Origin of the sequence: Streptomyces sp. NPDC058678, assembly GCF_042714835.1 — a bacterium.
Taxonomy (GTDB): Bacteria; Actinomycetota; Actinomycetes; order Streptomycetales; family Streptomycetaceae; genus Streptomyces.
In genome coordinates this window covers 90342-106691 of record NZ_JBHXSG010000031.1, presented here as the reverse complement: position 1 = coordinate 106691, position 16350 = coordinate 90342, and the positions used below count along the sequence as shown (strand labels likewise).

Genomic DNA, 16350 nt, shown 5'->3' with positions numbered 1-16350 from the left:
CTCACGGATGCATCCGCGCCCCCTTCACCACCTTGTCCACCGCGTTCCGCGGCCCGTACACCGCAAGCCCCACCAGATCCAGCTCCCCCGTCGACACCGCCCGCACCGCCGCCCGGTTGTCCCGGTCGTTCCCCGTCGAGAAGAGGTCGGACGTGAACAGCGCCCGCGGCAGCGCGCGGGACAGCACGCGCGCGTGGGCTGCTGTCAGGGTCTCCTTCGTGGCCTCGAAGACCATGACGGGCTGGCGGAACATCGGCAGGTAGGGCACGCCTTCGGCGTCCTCGTACGGTTCGCCGATCACCTCGGGGACCTGTGTGCCCAGGCCGCTGACCAGGAACGCGGTGACGTTCAGGCGTTGCCAGGGCTCCAGGTCCTCCCGCAGCAGGACGGCGATCTTGGTGTCGAATCGGATCGGCGGGGTGGGTTCGGTGCTCATGCAGCGAGACTGCCGAACGTCGTACGACACCGTCTTGTACGTTTTTTGCATGGCCACTCAACAGGCCCAGCCGGCTCGGCGCGACGTCTCCGCCTGGCGCCCGGCCGTCCCGGGCGTCGTGGAGGTCTTCCACGCCCATTTCACGGAGTACGCGTATCCGATGCACGTCCATGAGGCGTGGACGCTGCTCATCGTGGACGACGGGGCCGTACGGTACGACCTCGACCGGCATGAGCACGGGACGCCGCACGACACGGTGTCGCTGTTGCCGCCGCATGTGCCGCACAACGGCTCCCCCGCGACTGCGGACGGTTTCCGCAAGCGGGTGCTCTACCTCGACGGGACGCATCTCACCGACGACCTCATCGGGGCCGCCGTCGACGGGCCCGACCTGCGCGATCCCGTGCTGCGTCGGCGGGTCGGGCAGTTGCACTCCGTGCTCGTGCGGCCCGGCGAGGAGCTGGAGGCGGAGAGCAGGCTGACGCTGATCGGCGATCGGCTGCGGGACCTGTTGCGGCCCCGGCTGGTGACGGAGCCCGCGCGCCACGACCCCGTCCTGGCCGGCAGGCTGCGGGAACTCCTCGACGAGCGGGTCGTCGAGGGGCTCTCGCTGAAGGAGGCCGCGGGGCTCGTCCAGGCTCATCCGGCCCATCTGGTCCGGGCGTTCAGCGCCGCCTACGGCATCGCACCGCACCAGTACCTGAACTCCCGTCGCGTCGACCGGGCCCGCCGCCTGCTGCTGGAGGGACGACCGCCGGGCGAGGTGTCGGCGGCGACCGGTTTCTTCGACCAGTCCCATCTCACCCGGCACTTCCGGAAGTTGGTGGGAGTCACTCCGGGCCGCTATGCACGGAAGCCGCCCGTCCGCTGATCGCCTGCGGTTAGCGTCACCTCATGGATGACACGGAGAACACGCAAAACTCACAGGAACAGCAGATTTCTCACAACTTATCCACCACGCATCGCTCTCTACGGCTCAGACGCGTCTCGGCCGCCGTCGCGGGTGCGGCCACCCTCGTGGCCCTCAGCGTCGGTGTCGCCCTCGCGGCGACCTCGGAGGACGGGCCCAGCCCGGTGCCGACCTGGTCGGAGACCCTGCCGCCGGGCACGGATCCCGGCGACGGCAGCACCGACGGCAGCACGGGCGGGGTTTCAGGCGGGACCTCGGGCACCACCGACGGCGGCAGCACCGGCGGGACCGACCCGAGCCCGACCTCCACGTCTCCGGACGACCCCACCGACGAGCCCTCCCCGCCGAGCGACCTGGACGAGCTGAACCGGCGTATCACCGAACTCGACCAGAAGGTCGACCAGTTGCCCACCAAGAAGGAACTGGCGGACGCCCTCCGCGCCTTCGCCGACGAGCTCGACAAGTCAGGCACGCCCGAGTCCTAGAACGACGCCCGGGACCCGGGGTCAGTCGGCGGGGCGCTGCGTCAGATGCGCGAACGCGTCCAGGTTGCGGGTCGGCTCGCCCCGGGACACCCGCCACTCGTACTCCTTGCGGATGGCGCTCGCGAAACCGAGCTCCAGGAGGGTGTTGAAGCTGCCGTCGGCCGCTTCCAGGACCTGGCCGAGGATGCGGTCGATCTCCTCGGCGGTGACCGCGGGCAGGGGCAGTTTGCCGGTGACGTAGACGTCGCCGAGGGAGTCGACGGCGTAACTCACGCCGTACAGCTTGAGGTTGCGTTCGAGGAGCCAGCGGTGGACGCCGGACTCGTTCTCGTCGGGGTGGCGGATGACGAAGGCGTTCAGCGAGAGAGAGTGGCGACCCACGAGCAGGGACACCGTCGTCGACAGCTTGCGGGTGCCGGGGAGCTTCACGACGAAGTTGCCGGGTGCGGGGCTCTCCCATTCGAGTTCGGCGTCCTTCAGCACGCCCTCGATGACCTGTGCTGCCTTCTGTGCATCAGCCATGGTGGGAGCGTACGCGACGTCGATGGGCCACGGCCGCGGCCGTGTAGACCTCCGCCGTCGCGGCGGCCGCGGTGTCCCAGCCGAAGGACTGGGCGTGCCGGGCGGCGGCCGCACCCATCCGGGGGGACAGGTGCGGGTCGTCGGCGAAGCCGGCCAGCACGCGCGCGTAGTCGGCGGGGTTGTGACCCTGTACGAGGATCCCCGTCCGCCCGTCGTTCACGGCCACCGGCAGCCCGCCGACCGCGGCCGCGATCACCGGCGTGCCGGCCGCCTGGGCCTCTATGGCGACCAGGCCGAACGACTCGCTGTAGGACGGCATCACGAGTACGGACGCGGCCCGGAACCAGTCGGCGAGCTGCTCCTGGCCGACGGGCGGGTGGAACCGTACGACGTCGGCGATGCCGAGGCGTGCGGCCAGCTTCTGCAGACCCTCCGGCTTGGCGAGGCCGCTGCCGCTGAGGCCGCCGACGACCGGCACGAGGAGGCGGGAGCGCAGCTCGGGGCGCTCCTCCAGCAGCACGGCCACCGCCCGCAGGAGGACGTCCGGGGCCTTGAGGGGCTGGATGCGGCCCGCGAAGAGCGGGATCAGGGCGTCCTGCGGGAGGTCCAGGCGGGCGCGGGCGGCGGCGCGGCCGTCGGCGGGGCGGAAGCGGTCGAGGTTCACGCCGGGGTGGACGACGGCGACCTTGTCGCGCTCGGCCGCGTAGTGCCGTACGAGTTGCTCGGCCTCCTCGGCCGTGTTCGCGATCAGGCGGTCGGCGGCGGCGACGATCTGGGTCTCGCCGATCACACGGGCGGCGGGTTCGGGGGTGTCGCCGTCGGCCAGGTTGGCGTTCTTGACCTTGGCCATGGTGTGCATGGCGTGCACCAGGGGGGCGCCCCAGCGTTGCGCGGCGAGCCAGCCGACGTGTCCGGAGAGCCAGTAGTGGGAGTGGACGAGGTCGTAGTGGCCGGGGCGGTGGCCGGCCCACGCCTGCATCACACCGTGCGTGAAGGCGCACAGCTGGGCGGGGAGCTCCTCCTTGGCGAGGCCCTCGTAGGGGCCGGCGTCGATGTGCCGGACCAGGACGCCCGGCGCGAGTTCCACGGTCGGCGGCAGGGCGGCGGTCGTGGACCGCGTGAAGATCTCCACCTCGATGTTGATCGCGGCGAGGCGCTGCGCGAGCTCCACGATGTACACGTTCATGCCGCCCGCGTCCCCGGTGCCCGGCTGGTGGAGCGGTGAGGTGTGCACGGAGAGCATGGCGACCCGGCGGGGCCTGCGGTGCAGGCGGAGCCGGGAGGGTGCGGCCGACGAGCGCCGCCCGAGCCTGCTGACGTACTGGCTCACGGGGCGTTCCTCCTCGCTGCGGGCATGCCTGACGGAGGGTGTGGGGCGCCCTCCAAGGTGATGCAACGCCGGAGGGGCCCACTCCATTTCCTCCGGGCCGGGATTTGCCGAATCATTACCGGGGATCGCTCAACCGTTCGAGGTCGGGCTGCGTAGCGCCACCAGGGGGCGTGCCGCCTACCACTCCGAATGCCCGCATACCCTCGTACGCATGACTCCCCGCGCCGCCACCCGCCCCGTGGGCACGGTGACGCGCGGGACGACCAACCCCAACCGGCTGCGGCGCATGGACCGCTGGATCGCGGCGACGCACGGCGCCGAGCTGCGCCGGGCGGCGGACCCCGTCGCCGTCGACCTCGGGTACGGCGCCGCTCCCTGGACGGCCGTGGAACTGCTGCACCGCCTCCGTACGGTCGCGCCACGCGCGGGCGTGGTGGGCGTCGAGATAGAACCGGCGCGGGTCGCGGCGGCGAAGCCGTACGAGCGTGACGGACTCGTCTTCCGGCACGGCGGCTTCGAGATCCCGGTCCCCGGGCGGTTCCATCTCGTCCGTGCCGCCAACGTCCTGCGGCAGTACGACGAAGGCGAGGTGGCCGCCGTCTGGGAGCGGCTGTGTTCCCGCCTCGCCCCCGCGGCCGGAAGCTCCCGCGGCGGACTGCTCGTCGAGGGGACCTGCGACGAGATCGGGCGCCGGCACGTGTGGGTCGCGCTCGGCCCGGAGGGGCCGCGCACGGTCACCTTCGCGACCCGGCTGGGCTCGCTGGAGCGGCCCTCGGACCTCGCCGAGCGGCTGCCGAAGGCGCTCATCCACCGCAATGTGCCGGGCGAGCCGGTGCACGCCTTCCTGCGTGACTTCGACCGCGCGTGGGCCGCTGCCGCGCCCTACGCGTCGTACGGCGCCCGCCAGCGGTGGATCCGGGCGGTGCGGGACCTCGGCGCCGACTGGCCGGTGACGGACGGGCCGGTGCGGTGGCGGCAGGGGGAAGTGACAGTGCCGTGGGGGGCGTTGGCGCCGCGGGTGTGAGCTCTTCGCGCTCCCGCCACCTGCCCTCTGCGCTCCCGCCACGGGGAACGATCTCGGTGAGTCGTTCGTCACACCGGCGGGGAGATCGTTCACGCCGGGGGTGGAGGGGTGGGAAGGGGGGAAGCACTGGGTCTGTCGACGCGTGCGGCGACCTCTGTCGCTTTGCGTGGGTACGTGGCACGATCCCCCAGACATCCGTAAGTTACTGACGGTTAATCAGTTGTGGGGGCAGGGGTATGGGGACGGGCAAGCGTGGCCTGATCGCGTCGGGCGTGACCGTGGTCTGCGCGGTCACCGTGCTGGCGGCACCGGGCACGGCGTTCGCGAGCCCGGCACCGACACCGACACCGACAGCCGGTGCGAGCGCGTCCTCGACCGCCATGCCCACCAAGGACCTTGAGGCCGTACGCGAGAGGCTCGACAAGCTCTACCGCGAGGCGGCCGCCGCCACGGACGCGTACAACGCGGCCGAGGAGAAGGCCCAGAAGCAGTCCGCCGAGCTCGTGGAACTGGCGAAGAAGATCGTCCAGGGCAAGGAAGAACTGGCCGAGTTGAAGGACCGCGCCGGCGCCGCGGCCCGGGCCCAGTACCGCAGCGGCGGACTGCCGGACGAGGCCCACCTGATGCTCAGCGACGACCCGCAGGAGTTCCTCGACGGCGCGGGCCGGGTGCTCCAGGGCCAGCACGCCACCAAGGGCCTGATCGCGGCGATGACCCGCACCCAGCAGGACTTGGAGCAGTACGCCGAGGACGCCTCCGCCCAGTGGAAGAAGCTGGAGGCGGGCCGCAAGGCCAAGGCCTCGGCCAAGAAGAAGATCGAGAAGCGGATCGCGACCGCCGAGGAACTCGAGTCCCAGCTGGAGGAGAGCGAGAAGAAACGCCTTGCCGAGCTGGAGAAGCAGGCCGCGCTCAAGGCACAGACCGCCTGGCTCGACTCCGGCGTCCTCGACGAGATCAGCGGCAAGGCGACCGAACAGGGCAAGAAAGCGGTGGAGTACGCGACCGCGCAGATCGGCAAACCGTACGAATGGGGCGCCGAGGGCCCGAAGACCTACGACTGCTCCGGCCTGACCTCACAGGCCTGGGCGAGCGCCGGCAGCCCCATCCCGCGCACCTCGCAGCAACAGTGGCAGCAGCTCAGCCGGGTCGACGTCAAGGACATGCGCCCCGGCGACCTGATCATCTACTTCGACGACGCCAGCCATGTCGCCCTGTACGTGGGCGACGGCACCATCGTCCACGCCCCGCGACCGGGCCGGACCGTGACGCTCGCGGGGGCGGGGTCGATGCCGATACTCGGGGTGGTGCGGCCGGGGGCCTGAGGTGTGCGGGGGTGCGGGGCGGCTCCGCGAGGGACGGACGCGCGGCGGTGCGGCGCCTGAGTGCCGCCGCCCGGTGGCCCGTGACCCGCGCCACGTGACCTGGCCCACCCTCAACACTCCCCCAAACGCCCTACGGACGTGACGTTCGTCATCCCCGGTCCGGGACCGGCCTGTCCAACTGCGGTAGGGATCGCGGCATATGACAGCGGCGAGCGGCCACACGGCGTGTCTCACGCCATTCCGTTGCGGTGCCGACTACCGCTATGGTCCCCGTCGGTAGGTCGAGGCCCCTCGCCCTGCCGTGCCCTCGGGGGGAGGGAAGGAACCCAACACGATGCCCGTACCCGTACCGCGGCAGAGAGCGATCCCGGCCGTGGAGAGTGGTCAGGCGCAGGCCGCGTCCCCAGGCGGCGGCCCCTCCAAGGCAGGGGCCCCGCGCCAGGCGGACCCGACCGGGAACACGACGGCCGGGGACACCGGACGTACCGCTGCCACCCACACGAACGGCGTGACCGCCGCAAGCGCCGGTGCCAGCGACTCGCACGGCACCTCCGGCTCTCCTCTCACCCTCCTGGTGATCGAGGACGACCCCGGCGGTTCCACCGTCGTGCCCGAGCTGCTCGACTCCGCCGGCAAGCCCATCCGCGTCCGCACCGCCCGCAACCTCACCGAGGCCGCGCGGCTGCTCACCGACGACGTCCAGTGCATCCTGCTCGACCTCGCGCTGCCCGCCACGGGCCGCCCCGGCGACGACGAGGAGCTCGCCGTGCTCAAGCACGTGCTGGAGCTCGCGCCCCGGCACGCCGTGATCGCGCTCACCACGTCCGGCGACGCCCAGCGCGGCACCGAGGCGGTGCGCGTCGGCGCCCAGGACTATCTCTTCCGCGACGAGCTGGACAGCCGGCTGCTGAGCCGGGCGATCCGGTACGCGGTGGAGCGGAAACGTTCGGACACGGCCGAGCGACGGCTCGCCGAGGGCCGGATGCGCGCGCAGGAGAACCGCCGTCTGGAACGCGGCCTGCTGCCCACCCCCCTGCTCGAGGGCTCCTCGCTCCGCTTCGCCGCCCGCTACCGCCCCGGCCGCTCGCGCGCGCTGCTCGGCGGCGACTTCTACGACACCGTCCGCACTCCGGACGGCACCGTCCACGCCATGATCGGCGACGTCTGCGGCCACGGCCCGGACGAGGCTGCGCTCGGCGTGGAGCTGCGCATCGCCTGGCGCGCGCTGACACTGGCGGGCCTGTGCGGCGACCAGTTGCTCGGCACGCTCCAGCAGGTCCTGGAGCACGAGCGCTCCGACGAGGAGATCTTCGCGACGCTGTGCACGGTCGACATCGCGCCCGACGGCCGCCGCGCCGGCCTCTGCCTGGCCGGCCACCCGTCCCCGCTGGTCGCCCGCCCGGGCCGGCCGGCACAACTGCTGCCGTACGACAACAACGGCCCCGCCCTCGGTCTGCTGCCGGGCGCCCGCTGGCCGCGGATGCAGGTGGAGCTGGGTGCCGAGTGGAGCCTGATGCTCTACACCGACGGTCTGATCGAGGGCCGCGTCGGCGACAGCGGCGAGCGGCTCGGCCAGGACGGCATGGTGAGGATGGTCCGGCGCCAGCTCTCCGAGGGCCTGCGCGGCGAGCAGTTGCTGCGGGCGGCGGTGAACGAGGTCCGCGACCTCAACGGGGGCGAACTGACGGACGACGTGGCGGTCGTGCTGCTGGACCGGATGCCGTAGGGGCCCTGCGGGGTCAGCGTCCGCCGTTGTACGGGCCGTAGGGGCCGTCGCTGCTGGAGCCGCCCCGTCGGCTGCGGCCGCCGCCCGGCAGACCGCGCAGGGCGGGCCGTACGTCGACCATGTACACGATCGTCGCGATGAGGCCGATGATCGGCAGGAACGACAGGATGTTGAAGATCAGGTTCACCACGAAGGCCAGGGCGAGGACGATCAGCCAGAACGGCTTGGTCTTCTTGTCGGCCGCACGATAGGCGTCCTCGCGGCGCGTGGCGGCGTCGATCAGCGCGAAGCCGCTGAACACGATCAACGCCATGCTCAGCAGCCACATGAAGCCTGCGAACCCCTGCATCAGCACTACGTCCACCACCAGACTCGGCTCGTCGTCACGCGGTCACCGTACCCGTTCCCGCATGCGCCTTACCCGCACAACGGGCCGGGCACTCCGAGAGTGCCCGACCCGTGATCCCTGCCGCGATGAGCTACTTCGCGGGCGGCGTGGTCTTCTTGGCGGTGGTCTTGCGGGCGGCCGGGGCCTTCTTGGCCGCGGTCTTCTTCTCCGCGGCGGGCTCGGGCTTGATCTCGGCGGGCGTCGGCACCGCCTTGACCTGGACCGGCTCCGACGCCGGCTCGGCCTTCGGCTCGACGGCGATCGCCAGTTCCTCGATCTCCTCGGCGGCCTCGCCGCGCCAGGTCTTCACGGTCTGCTCGCCGTGCTCGGCGACCTTCTCGTAGGTCTCGCGGGCCTTGACGGCGTACTCGGCGGCGACGCCGACGCTGCGGAGGGCGAAGTCCTGGGCGGTCTCGCCCAGCTTCTTCAGGTCCGCGTCGAGGGTGCTGCCGATCTTCTTCAGGTCACCGTCGAGGGTGCCGATGAACTCGCCGACCTTGGTCTGGATGCTCTCCTGAGCCTCCTTGGCCTTGGCGCTGGCCTCCTTGGCGCGCGCCTGGGCCTTCTCCTGCACGGTCTTCGGGTCGGTGTTGCGCACGGCGTCGATCCGCGCGGGGGCCTCGGCGCGCAGCTGCTCCACCAGGCCGGGCACCTTCTTGGCCTGCTGCAGAGCCAGGTCGGCGGTGCCGGCGGCGAAGTAGAGCGGAGTCGGGTCGCTGAAGGTCTTGCGCAGGTCGTCGGTGATGGCCATGGTGATGGTCCTCCCGGATTCGCTTTCGGCTGAGGGTTTTGTGGTCCGCAGTCAGGCGGCCGGTGCCCTGGTCCGGCTCAACTGGCCGTCTGCTGCGGGTCGGCGTCATTGCCGCCGGTCGTGCGGGTGGTGCGGGTACGGCGTGCGGCGGGCTTGCGCCCACCTTCCGCGCGGGTTTCCCGTACGGCGGTCTCGCCGTCCTGGGCGTCTATGGCTCCGTCGGTCCGTGCACCGGTGACGGCCGCGTCGGGCGTCTCCGTCTCGTCACCCGCCGCGTCGATCCCGAATCCGTTCTCCTTGCGGAAGGACTCGTAGATCTGGAGCAGCACCTGCTTCTGCCGCTCGTTCAGCGTGGGATCGGCGAGGATGACGGCACGCGTCTCCACCTCGTCGAGCTCCCGCTCGGCGTCGAGGATCCCGGCCCGCACATACAGCGTCTCGGCGGAGATCCGCAGCGCCTTGGCGACCTGCTGCAGCACCTCCGCGCTCGGCTTGCGCAGTCCGCGCTCGATCTGGCTCAGATACGGATTGGACACCCCGGCGGCATCGGCGAGCTGCCTGAGCGACAGCTGCGCGTTGCGCCGCTGCTCGCGCAGGTACTCACCGAGATTGCCGACGTTGAGCGTTGCCATGCCTCCACCTTGCCCCACTCCCGCTAACTATTGCAAGCACCTGCTTGCAAAAGTGTGCCGCGCCACGCCGCGGGGTCAGGATGTGGGGCCACGACCCGGCGCCACGGTAGCGAGGTCACGGTGCGGGGTCACGCCGCCCCGCCTGCCGCCCTCCCCGACCGCGCGCTCAGCCGGCCGCAGCGCCGAACCACTGGGGCAGGCGGCTGAGCAGATCCTGCTGGTCCTCACCGACCCACGCCACGTGGCCGTCCGGTCGCAGCAGCACCGCGGGCACGTCCAGTTCCTCGCTGAAGTCGACGACGTGGTCGACCCGATCCCCCCAGCCCGCCACCGAGAGCCGGCCGGTCCCGTCGAGCAGCAGGCCGCGGGCGCCGTGCATCAACTCGTAGAGGCGCCCCTGCTTCAGCCTCACGTCGCGCAGCCGCCGGCCGAGCAGGTCATGGCCCTCGCCGAAGTCGTAGCGGACCCCGACCGCGGTGATCATCCCGGTCACGTACCGGTTCACCTCCTCGAAGTCCATCAGCGTCGTGAACAGCTCGCGCAGCGCGGTCGCGCCCGGATCGGTTCCCAGGAGCGTGATCTGCGCGCGGGTGTTGTCCAGTACGCGGGCGCCCACCGGGTGCCGTTCGGCGTGGTAGCTGTCCAGCAGTCCCTCCGGTGCCCAGCCGTTGACCGCGGCGGCCAGCTTCCAGCCGAGGTTGAACGCGTCCTGCACGCCGAGGTTGAGCCCCTGTCCACCCGTCGGCGGGTGGATGTGCGCCGCGTCGCCGGCCAGCAGCACCCGGCCGACCCGGTAGCGCTCGGCCTGTCGGGTGGCGTCGCCGAACCGGGACAGCCAGCGCGGCGAGTGCACGCCGAAGTCGGTGCCCGCGACCGCCCGCAACCGCTTCTTGAAGTCCTCCAGGGTCGGCGCGGTCCCACGGTCCTCGGCCACACCCTCGGCGGGTACGACGACGCGGTACGCCCCCTCCCCCTGGGGGACGACACCGAACCGCAGCTGGGTCTTGCGGACTTCCTCGACGACGGCGGCGATCGTGGCCGGATCCTCGGTCGCCTTCATGTCGCCCAGCAGGGTCTCGACCTTGGCGGGCTCGCCGGGGAAACCGACGCCTATCAGCTTGCGCACCACACTGCGTCCGCCGTCGCAGCCGACGAGGTAGCGCGAGCGCAGGTGCGTGCCGTCGGCCAGCTCGACGGTCACCCCGTCCTCGGCCTGGCTCAGCCCGACCACCTCGCAGCCGCGCCGGATGTCGGTGCCGAGTTCGAGGGCGCGTTCGTTGAGGAGCCGCTCCGTGACCGGCTGCGGGGTGGCGAGGCCGTACGGGTGTGACGTGTCCAGACGGTCGGGCCACGGCTTGGCGATGCCGCCGAAGAGACCGCCTACCTGGAACTTCTCACTGACCGCGAGGAACCGGTCCAGCAGGCCGCGCTGGTCCATGATCTCGACACTGCGCGCGTGCAGGCCCTGGCCACGGGACTGCTCGGTCGGCTCGGTCAGCTTCTCCAGCACGACCACCCGCACATCGGCCAGCCGCAGCTCACTGGCCAGCATCAAGCCGGTCGGTCCGCCGCCGACCACGATCACGTCCATCATCAAAGCGCCCCCATGTGCCGAGAGATACGACGCCAAGCCGACGTTTCCGCAGGTCCTGGCCCTGGCCGACGATTCTGCGGCACGACCCGGGCCTTGCCGCAAGCCCTCAGCTGCGCTATACGTTGAGCATGGCAAGGAGTGGGCGCACCGGCCGTGCGATGCTGGTCCGGTGACGCTTGTGGACCTGGCTCGGCTCCGCCGGGCCCGCGACCAGATGGACCGCGACTACGCGGAGCCCCTCGACGTCCCCGCACTCGCCCGCGCGGCCCACATGTCGGCCGGCCACTTCTCCCGCAGCTTCCGCGCCGCCTTCGGGGAGACCCCGTACAGCTATCTGATGACGCGCAGGATCGAGCGGGCCAAGGCACTGCTGCGGCGCGGCGACCTGTCGGTCACCGAGGTCTGCTTCGCCGTCGGGTGCACCTCGCTCGGGTCGTTCAGCTCGCGGTTCACCGAGCTGGTGGGCGAGAGCCCGAGCGCGTACCGGGCGCGCCGGCACGACCAGGGCGCGGCCATCCCGGCCTGCGTCGCCAAGATCTTCACGCGACCGGTCAGGAACGCGGAAGCGGCCAGGAAGCCGGCAGCGGTCAGACACGCGGCACCGGCAGGGAACGCGGAAACTTTCACGAACGCCGAACCGGTGGGAACCGCGGAAACGGGCAAGAACGCGGATCCGCAGGGCACCGTGGAAACGGTCGACAACGCGGAACCGGCGGGCATCGCGGAACCTGTCAGAAACGAAGAAGCGAAGGACGCCGCCCGCCCGTAGCGTGGCCGCATGGACGTCAAACTTTCACAATGCTTCATCGCCGTCGACGACCACGACGAGGCGCTCGCCTTCTATCGGGACGTGCTCGGACTCGAGGTCCGCAACGACGTCGGGTTCGAGGGAATGCGCTGGGTGACCCTCGGCTCGCCGTCGCAGCCCGACGTGGAGATCGTCCTCGAGCCGCCGCTCGCGGACCCGAACGCCTCGCCTGCGGACCGGCAGGCCATGGCGGAGCTGCTGGCCAAGGGCATGCTGCGGGGCGTCATCTTCTCGACCGACGACTGCGACGCTACATTCGAGCGCATCCAGGCCTCGGGCGCCGAGGTGCTGCAGGAACCGTTCGACCAGCCGTACGGGGTGCGCGACTGTGCCTTCCGCGACCCCGCGGGCAACATGCTGCGCTTCAACCAGCGCCCCGCCGAGTGAGCCTGCGGCAGGCCGGCCACCACACCGGCGATCGCACCCGCCAGAGACCGCGCAGACGCCCCGCCCGACAGATGGAGGATCGATGAGCACGGTCACGAGGACGGACACGCAGCCGCCGGCGCTGCACGTCGCCGACAGCCACGATCTGATCCGCGTGCGGGGCGCGCGCGTGAACAACCTCAAGGACGTCAGCCTCGAGATCCCGAAGCGCCGGCTGACGGTGTTCACCGGCGTCTCCGGCTCGGGCAAGAGCTCTCTGGTCTTCAGCACGCTCGCCGCGGAGTCGCAGCGGATGATCAACGAGACCTACAGCACCTTCGTGCAGGGCTTCATGCCGACGCTGGCGCGTCCCGAGGTCGACGTACTCGAAGGGCTGACGACGGCGATCATCGTCGACCAGCAGCGGATGGGCGCCGACCCCCGCTCCACGGTCGGCACCGCCACCGACGTCAACGCCCTGCTGCGCATCCTCTTCAGCCGGCTCGGGAAGCCGCACATCGGCCCGCCCAGCGCGTACTCCTTCAACACCGCCTCGGTCCGGGCGAGCGGCGCCATCACCGTCGAGCGCGGCGCCAAGAAGGCGGTGAAGGCGACGTACAACCGCACCGGCGGCATGTGTACACGCTGCGAGGGCCGGGGCACGGTCTCCGACATCGACCTCACCCAGCTCTACGACGACTCCAAGTCGCTCAACGAGGGTGCGCTCACGATCCCCGGCTACAGCATGGACGGCTGGTACGGCCGCATCTTCGCCGGCTGCGGTTTCTTCGACCCGGACAAGCCGATCCGCACGTACACGAAGAGGCAGCTGCACGACCTCCTCCACAAGGAGCCGACCAAGATCAAGGTCGACGGCATCAACCTGACGTACGAGGGTCTGATCCCGAAGATCCAGAAGTCGATGCTGTCCAAGGACATCGAAGCGCTGCAGCCGCACATCCGCGCGTTCGTGGAGCGGGCGACGACGTTCGCCGTGTGCCCGGAGTGCGACGGCACCCGGCTCAGCGAGGGGGCCCGGTCCTCGAAGATCGGGAAGATCTCCATCGCCGACGCCTGTGCGATGGAGATCAGGGACCTGGCCGCCTGGCTGCGCGATCTCGACGAGCCGTCGGTGGCGCCGCTGATCGCCGCGCTGCAGCACAGCCTCGACTCGTTCGTGGAGATCGGTCTCGGCTATCTCTCGCTGGAGCGGCCGTCGGGCACGCTGTCGGGCGGCGAGGCGCAGCGCGTCAAGATGATCCGCCATCTCGGCTCCTCGCTCACCGACGTCACCTACGTCTTCGACGAGCCCACCATCGGGCTGCACCCGCATGACATCCAGCGGATGAACAACCTGCTGCTGCGGCTGCGGGACAAGGGCAACACGGTGCTCGTCGTGGAGCACAAGCCGGAGACGATCGCGATCGCCGACCACGTCGTCGACCTCGGTCCCGGTGCCGGTACGGGAGGCGGCACCGTCTGCTTCGAGGGCACCGTCGAAGGGCTGCGGACCAGCGGCACCATCACAGGCCGCCATTTCGACGACCGGGCCTCCCTCAAGGAGACGGTGCGCAAGCCCACCGGCACGCTGGAGATCCGCGGCGCGTCGGCGAACAACCTGCGCGACGTCGACGTCGACATCCCGCTCGGGGTGCTTGCCGTCGTCACCGGCGTCGCCGGCTCCGGCAAGAGCTCGCTGATCCACGGGTCGATCCCGGCCGGCGAGGGCGTGGTGTCGATCGACCAGAGCGCGATCCGCGGCTCGCGACGGAGCAACCCGGCGACGTACACCGGACTGCTCGACCCGATCCGCAAGGCGTTCGCGAAGGTCAACGGCGTGAAGCCGGCCCTGTTCAGCGCCAACTCCGAGGGCGCCTGCCCGACCTGCAACGGCGCCGGCGTCATCTACACCGACCTGGCGATGATGGCCGGCGTGGCCACCACCTGCGAGGACTGCGAGGGCAAGCGGTTCGAGGCGTCGGTCCTCGACCACCACCTCGGCGGCCGCGACATCAGCGAGGTGCTCGCGATGTCGGTGACCGAGGCCGAGGAGTTCTTCAGCACCGGTGAGGCGCGCACGCCGGCCGCCCACCGCATCCTCGACCGGCTCGCCGACGTCGGGCTCGGCTACCTCAGCCTCGGCCAGCCGCTCACTACGCTGTCCGGCGGCGAGCGGCAACGGCTCAAGCTGGCCACCCACATGGCCGAGAAGGGCGGCGACCGGCTCGTCTACGTGCTCGACGAGCCGACCACCGGCCTCCACCTCGCCGACGTCGAGCAGTTGCTCGGCCTGCTCGACCGGCTCGTCGACTCCGGCAGGTCGGTCATCGTCATCGAGCACCACCAGGCGGTCATGGCGCACGCCGACTGGATCATCGACCTCGGCCCCGGCGCCGGCCACGACGGCGGCGAGATCGTCTTCGAGGGCACGCCCGCCGAGCTCGTCGCCGCCCGCTCCACCCTCACCGGCGAGCACCTCGCGGCCTACGTCGGCACCTGACCGGCCCCCTCGCGGGCAGCGGGCGAGCCACGGCGGTCGGGCCGCCCGCGCCGACGCCCCCGCGAGGGCCGGACGTAGCTGAGACGGGGCGCCAAGTACCCACTTTTTTGTGGGTACTTGGCAGCTCCGGCGGCACGGACGAGGCTGGTGGTGGCCGGACAGCCGTCGGCCGTCAAAGGGCCGCCAGCTTCTCCAGGCGACGGTGGCCCCAGTCGGAAAGGGGGGCCAGTGCCTCGGAGAGTTCACGGCCGAATTCGGTCAGGGAGTACTCGGTCCTGAGCGGCAGCACGTCGTGCACCTCCCGGTGCACCAAGCCGTCCTCCTCCATCTCGCGCAGCGCCTGAGTCAGCACCTTCTCGCTGAGCCCGGGCAGCCGTCGCCGCAGCTCACCCGGCCGGTACGGGCCGGACTCCAGCAGCCACAGCAGCGCGGTCTTCCACTTGCCGTCGATCACCGAGATCGCGGCGGTCACTCCACACACGTTCAGGTCCCGGGCACGCGCGCGCGTCATCCTCGCCCCATTCCTCACGAATCGTCACTTTTACGCATCGTCACTGTTCTCAAAGGAGTTCAAGCATGTCCAAGTCCACCGACCAGTCTGCCGTCACCGTCCTCGGACTGGGGCCGATGGGCCGTGCCCTCGCCGGCGCGTTACTGGACGCGGGGCTGCGGGTCACGGTCTGGAACCGCACGCCGGGGAGGGACCGGGAGCTCGTCGACCAGGGGGCCGTGGACGCGCGGTCGGCGGCGGAGGCGGTCGCCGCGAGCGCGCTGACCGTCGTCTGCGTGGTGAACTACGACGCGGCCGACGCCGTCCTGCGGGACGAGGCGGTCACCGACGCCCTCAAGGGCCGCACCGTCGTGAACCTGACCGCCGACACCCCCGACCGCGCCCGGAACACGGCCGGCTGGGCGGCCGACCACGGCATCCGCTATCTCGACGGCGCGATCATGACGCCGACCACGACCATCGGGACACCCGAGGCGGTGTTCCTCCACAGCGGCCCCGAAGAGCTCTACCGGGAGCACCGGGCCGTGCTGGACGCGCTGGGCGGCACCCACACCCACCTCGGTGAGGACATCGGCCGGGCCGCCTCCTACGACATCGCCCTGCTCGACATCTTCTGGACGGCGATGGCGGGTTACGCGCACGCCCTGGCGGTGGCAGGGGCGGAGGGCATCACCGCCCGGGAGCTCGCCCCCTTCGCCCAGGGCATCGCCGCGATCCTCCCGCCGCTCTTCGAGGAGTTCGCGCGGGACGTCGACAGCGGCACCTTCTCCGGCGAGCTCAACCCGATCACCTCGGCTGCGTCGTCGATGGAGCACATCGTCCGGGCCTCCGAGTCCCACGGCATCGACGCGAACGTGATGCGCGCGACCGAGGGACTGGCCCGCCGAGTCATCGCACTCGGCCACGGCACGGACGGGTTCATGCGGGTCACGGAACTGCTGAGCCGTCGCTGAGGGGTTCCGCCGAGGGCTCCGGCCACACTCGATGGCGGCAGTCATGCGCGGGGCCGCTACCCGTGCCCCCCATGACTGCCGGGTCGGCCTCG

General features: G+C 71.1%; 16 protein-coding genes and 1 pseudogene. 9 read left to right on the top strand and 8 right to left on the bottom strand.

What is annotated here, in order from left to right:
* Position 1 precedes the first annotated feature (1 nt).
* On the bottom strand, positions 2–436 hold the full coding sequence (locus tag ACFWWR_RS26590; protein WP_383866589.1) for a DUF2000 family protein: 435 nt from the start codon (positions 434–436) through the stop codon (positions 2–4).
* A 49-nt stretch (positions 437–485) separates the two neighbouring features.
* Here ACFWWR_RS26590 and ACFWWR_RS26585 point away from each other — a divergent pair, with 49 nt between their 5' ends.
* Together ACFWWR_RS26585 and ACFWWR_RS26580 are read left to right on the top strand one after the other, a co-directional pair.
* Positions 486–1307, top strand: a complete 822-nt coding sequence (locus ACFWWR_RS26585; RefSeq protein WP_383866591.1) for an AraC family transcriptional regulator — start codon at positions 486–488, stop codon at positions 1305–1307.
* A 146-nt stretch (positions 1308–1453) separates the two neighbouring features.
* Positions 1454–1831 (top strand): hypothetical protein, encoded by a 378-nt coding sequence (locus ACFWWR_RS26580; RefSeq protein WP_383866593.1) that lies wholly within the window; start codon positions 1454–1456, stop codon positions 1829–1831.
* A gap of 21 nt (positions 1832–1852) precedes the next feature.
* On the opposite strand, the gene ACFWWR_RS26575 is transcribed toward ACFWWR_RS26580, so the two are convergent.
* Positions 1853–2353 (bottom strand): YbjN domain-containing protein, encoded by a 501-nt coding sequence (locus ACFWWR_RS26575; protein ID WP_383866595.1) that lies wholly within the window; start codon positions 2351–2353, stop codon positions 1853–1855.
* Positions 2346–3683, bottom strand: coding sequence for a D-inositol-3-phosphate glycosyltransferase (mshA, locus tag ACFWWR_RS26570; RefSeq protein WP_383866597.1), 1338 nt, complete (start codon positions 3681–3683; stop codon positions 2346–2348). The genes ACFWWR_RS26575 and mshA overlap by 8 nt, the downstream gene beginning before the upstream one ends.
* A 211-nt stretch (positions 3684–3894) precedes the next feature.
* Here mshA and ACFWWR_RS26565 point away from each other — a divergent pair, with 211 nt between their 5' ends.
* The 3 genes from ACFWWR_RS26565 (at position 3895) to ACFWWR_RS26555 (ending at position 7755) form a co-directional block, all read left to right on the top strand.
* Positions 3895–4707, top strand: coding sequence for a class I SAM-dependent methyltransferase (locus ACFWWR_RS26565; protein ID WP_384305661.1), 813 nt, complete (start codon positions 3895–3897; stop codon positions 4705–4707).
* Positions 4708–4943: 236 nt separating this feature from the next.
* Positions 4944–6029 (top strand): NlpC/P60 family protein, encoded by a 1086-nt coding sequence (locus ACFWWR_RS26560; protein WP_384305659.1) that lies wholly within the window; start codon positions 4944–4946, stop codon positions 6027–6029.
* Positions 6030–6363: 334 nt separating this feature from the next.
* Positions 6364–7755, top strand: a complete 1392-nt coding sequence (locus tag ACFWWR_RS26555; RefSeq protein ID WP_383866603.1) for a PP2C family protein-serine/threonine phosphatase — start codon at positions 6364–6366, stop codon at positions 7753–7755.
* Between the two features lie 13 nt (positions 7756–7768).
* On the opposite strand, the gene ACFWWR_RS26550 is transcribed toward ACFWWR_RS26555, so the two are convergent.
* The 4 genes from ACFWWR_RS26550 to rox all read right to left on the bottom strand — a co-directional run bounded on the left by ACFWWR_RS26550 (position 7769) and on the right by rox (position 11120).
* Positions 7769–8104: a DUF2516 family protein gene (locus tag ACFWWR_RS26550; protein ID WP_383866789.1), complete on the bottom strand. Its 336-nt coding sequence runs from the start codon at positions 8102–8104 to the stop codon at positions 7769–7771.
* A gap of 130 nt (positions 8105–8234) precedes the next feature.
* Positions 8235–8894: a hypothetical protein gene (locus ACFWWR_RS26545; RefSeq protein WP_383866605.1), complete on the bottom strand. Its 660-nt coding sequence runs from the start codon at positions 8892–8894 to the stop codon at positions 8235–8237.
* Between the two features lie 77 nt (positions 8895–8971).
* Positions 8972–9526: a helix-turn-helix domain-containing protein gene (locus ACFWWR_RS26540; RefSeq protein ID WP_383866607.1), complete on the bottom strand. Its 555-nt coding sequence runs from the start codon at positions 9524–9526 to the stop codon at positions 8972–8974.
* A 166-nt stretch (positions 9527–9692) separates the two neighbouring features.
* Positions 9693–11120: a rifampin monooxygenase gene (gene rox / locus ACFWWR_RS26535; protein WP_384305656.1), complete on the bottom strand. Its 1428-nt coding sequence runs from the start codon at positions 11118–11120 to the stop codon at positions 9693–9695.
* A 169-nt stretch (positions 11121–11289) separates the two neighbouring features.
* Between rox and ACFWWR_RS26530 the strand changes: the two are divergent.
* The 3 genes and pseudogenes from ACFWWR_RS26530 to ACFWWR_RS26520 all read left to right on the top strand — a co-directional run.
* Positions 11290–11706, top strand: a pseudogene (locus ACFWWR_RS26530) (helix-turn-helix domain-containing protein); the annotation flags it as partial.
* 192 nt (positions 11707–11898) lie between these two features.
* The gene (locus ACFWWR_RS26525; RefSeq protein ID WP_384305654.1) at positions 11899–12315 is read left to right on the top strand and encodes a VOC family protein; all 417 of its coding nucleotides are present in this window, start codon (positions 11899–11901) and stop codon (positions 12313–12315) included.
* Positions 12316–12397: 82 nt separating this feature from the next.
* Positions 12398–14794, top strand: a complete 2397-nt coding sequence (locus ACFWWR_RS26520; RefSeq protein ID WP_384305651.1) for an ATP-binding cassette domain-containing protein — start codon at positions 12398–12400, stop codon at positions 14792–14794.
* 172 nt (positions 14795–14966) lie between these two features.
* On the opposite strand, the gene ACFWWR_RS26515 is transcribed toward ACFWWR_RS26520, so the two are convergent.
* The gene (locus ACFWWR_RS26515) at positions 14967–15305 is read right to left on the bottom strand and encodes a winged helix-turn-helix transcriptional regulator (protein WP_383866614.1); all 339 of its coding nucleotides are present in this window, start codon (positions 15303–15305) and stop codon (positions 14967–14969) included.
* A 20-nt stretch (positions 15306–15325) separates the two neighbouring features.
* Between ACFWWR_RS26515 and ACFWWR_RS26510 the strand changes: the two genes are divergently transcribed.
* Positions 15326–16258 carry an NAD(P)-dependent oxidoreductase gene (locus ACFWWR_RS26510; protein WP_383866791.1) on the top strand — a complete coding sequence of 311 codons (933 nt, stop codon included), beginning with the start codon at positions 15326–15328 and terminating at the stop codon, positions 16256–16258.
* Positions 16259–16350: the final 92 nt, after the last annotated feature.

What these genes read in the sequence shown, in the direction of transcription:
- ACFWWR_RS26590 (WP_383866589.1), bottom strand. Translation starts at nt 436, where the DNA reads ATGAGCACCGAACCCACCCCGCCGATCCGATTCGACACCAAGATCGCC.
- ACFWWR_RS26585 (WP_383866591.1), top strand. Translation starts at nt 486, where the DNA reads ATGGCCACTCAACAGGCCCAGCCGGCTCGGCGCGACGTCTCCGCCTGG.
- ACFWWR_RS26575 (WP_383866595.1), bottom strand. Translation starts at nt 2,353, where the DNA reads ATGGCTGATGCACAGAAGGCAGCACAGGTCATCGAGGGCGTGCTGAAG.
- ACFWWR_RS26565 (WP_384305661.1), top strand. Translation starts at nt 3,895, where the DNA reads ATGACTCCCCGCGCCGCCACCCGCCCCGTGGGCACGGTGACGCGCGGG.
- ACFWWR_RS26560 (WP_384305659.1), top strand. Translation starts at nt 4,944, where the DNA reads ATGGGGACGGGCAAGCGTGGCCTGATCGCGTCGGGCGTGACCGTGGTC.
- ACFWWR_RS26555 (WP_383866603.1), top strand. Translation starts at nt 6,364, where the DNA reads ATGCCCGTACCCGTACCGCGGCAGAGAGCGATCCCGGCCGTGGAGAGT.
- ACFWWR_RS26550 (WP_383866789.1), bottom strand. Translation starts at nt 8,104, where the DNA reads ATGCAGGGGTTCGCAGGCTTCATGTGGCTGCTGAGCATGGCGTTGATC.
- ACFWWR_RS26545 (WP_383866605.1), bottom strand. Translation starts at nt 8,894, where the DNA reads ATGGCCATCACCGACGACCTGCGCAAGACCTTCAGCGACCCGACTCCG.
- ACFWWR_RS26540 (WP_383866607.1), bottom strand. Translation starts at nt 9,526, where the DNA reads ATGGCAACGCTCAACGTCGGCAATCTCGGTGAGTACCTGCGCGAGCAG.
- rox (WP_384305656.1), bottom strand. Translation starts at nt 11,120, where the DNA reads ATGATGGACGTGATCGTGGTCGGCGGCGGACCGACCGGCTTGATGCTG.
- ACFWWR_RS26525 (WP_384305654.1), top strand. Translation starts at nt 11,899, where the DNA reads ATGGACGTCAAACTTTCACAATGCTTCATCGCCGTCGACGACCACGAC.
- ACFWWR_RS26520 (WP_384305651.1), top strand. Translation starts at nt 12,398, where the DNA reads ATGAGCACGGTCACGAGGACGGACACGCAGCCGCCGGCGCTGCACGTC.
- ACFWWR_RS26515 (WP_383866614.1), bottom strand. Translation starts at nt 15,305, where the DNA reads ATGACGCGCGCGCGTGCCCGGGACCTGAACGTGTGTGGAGTGACCGCC.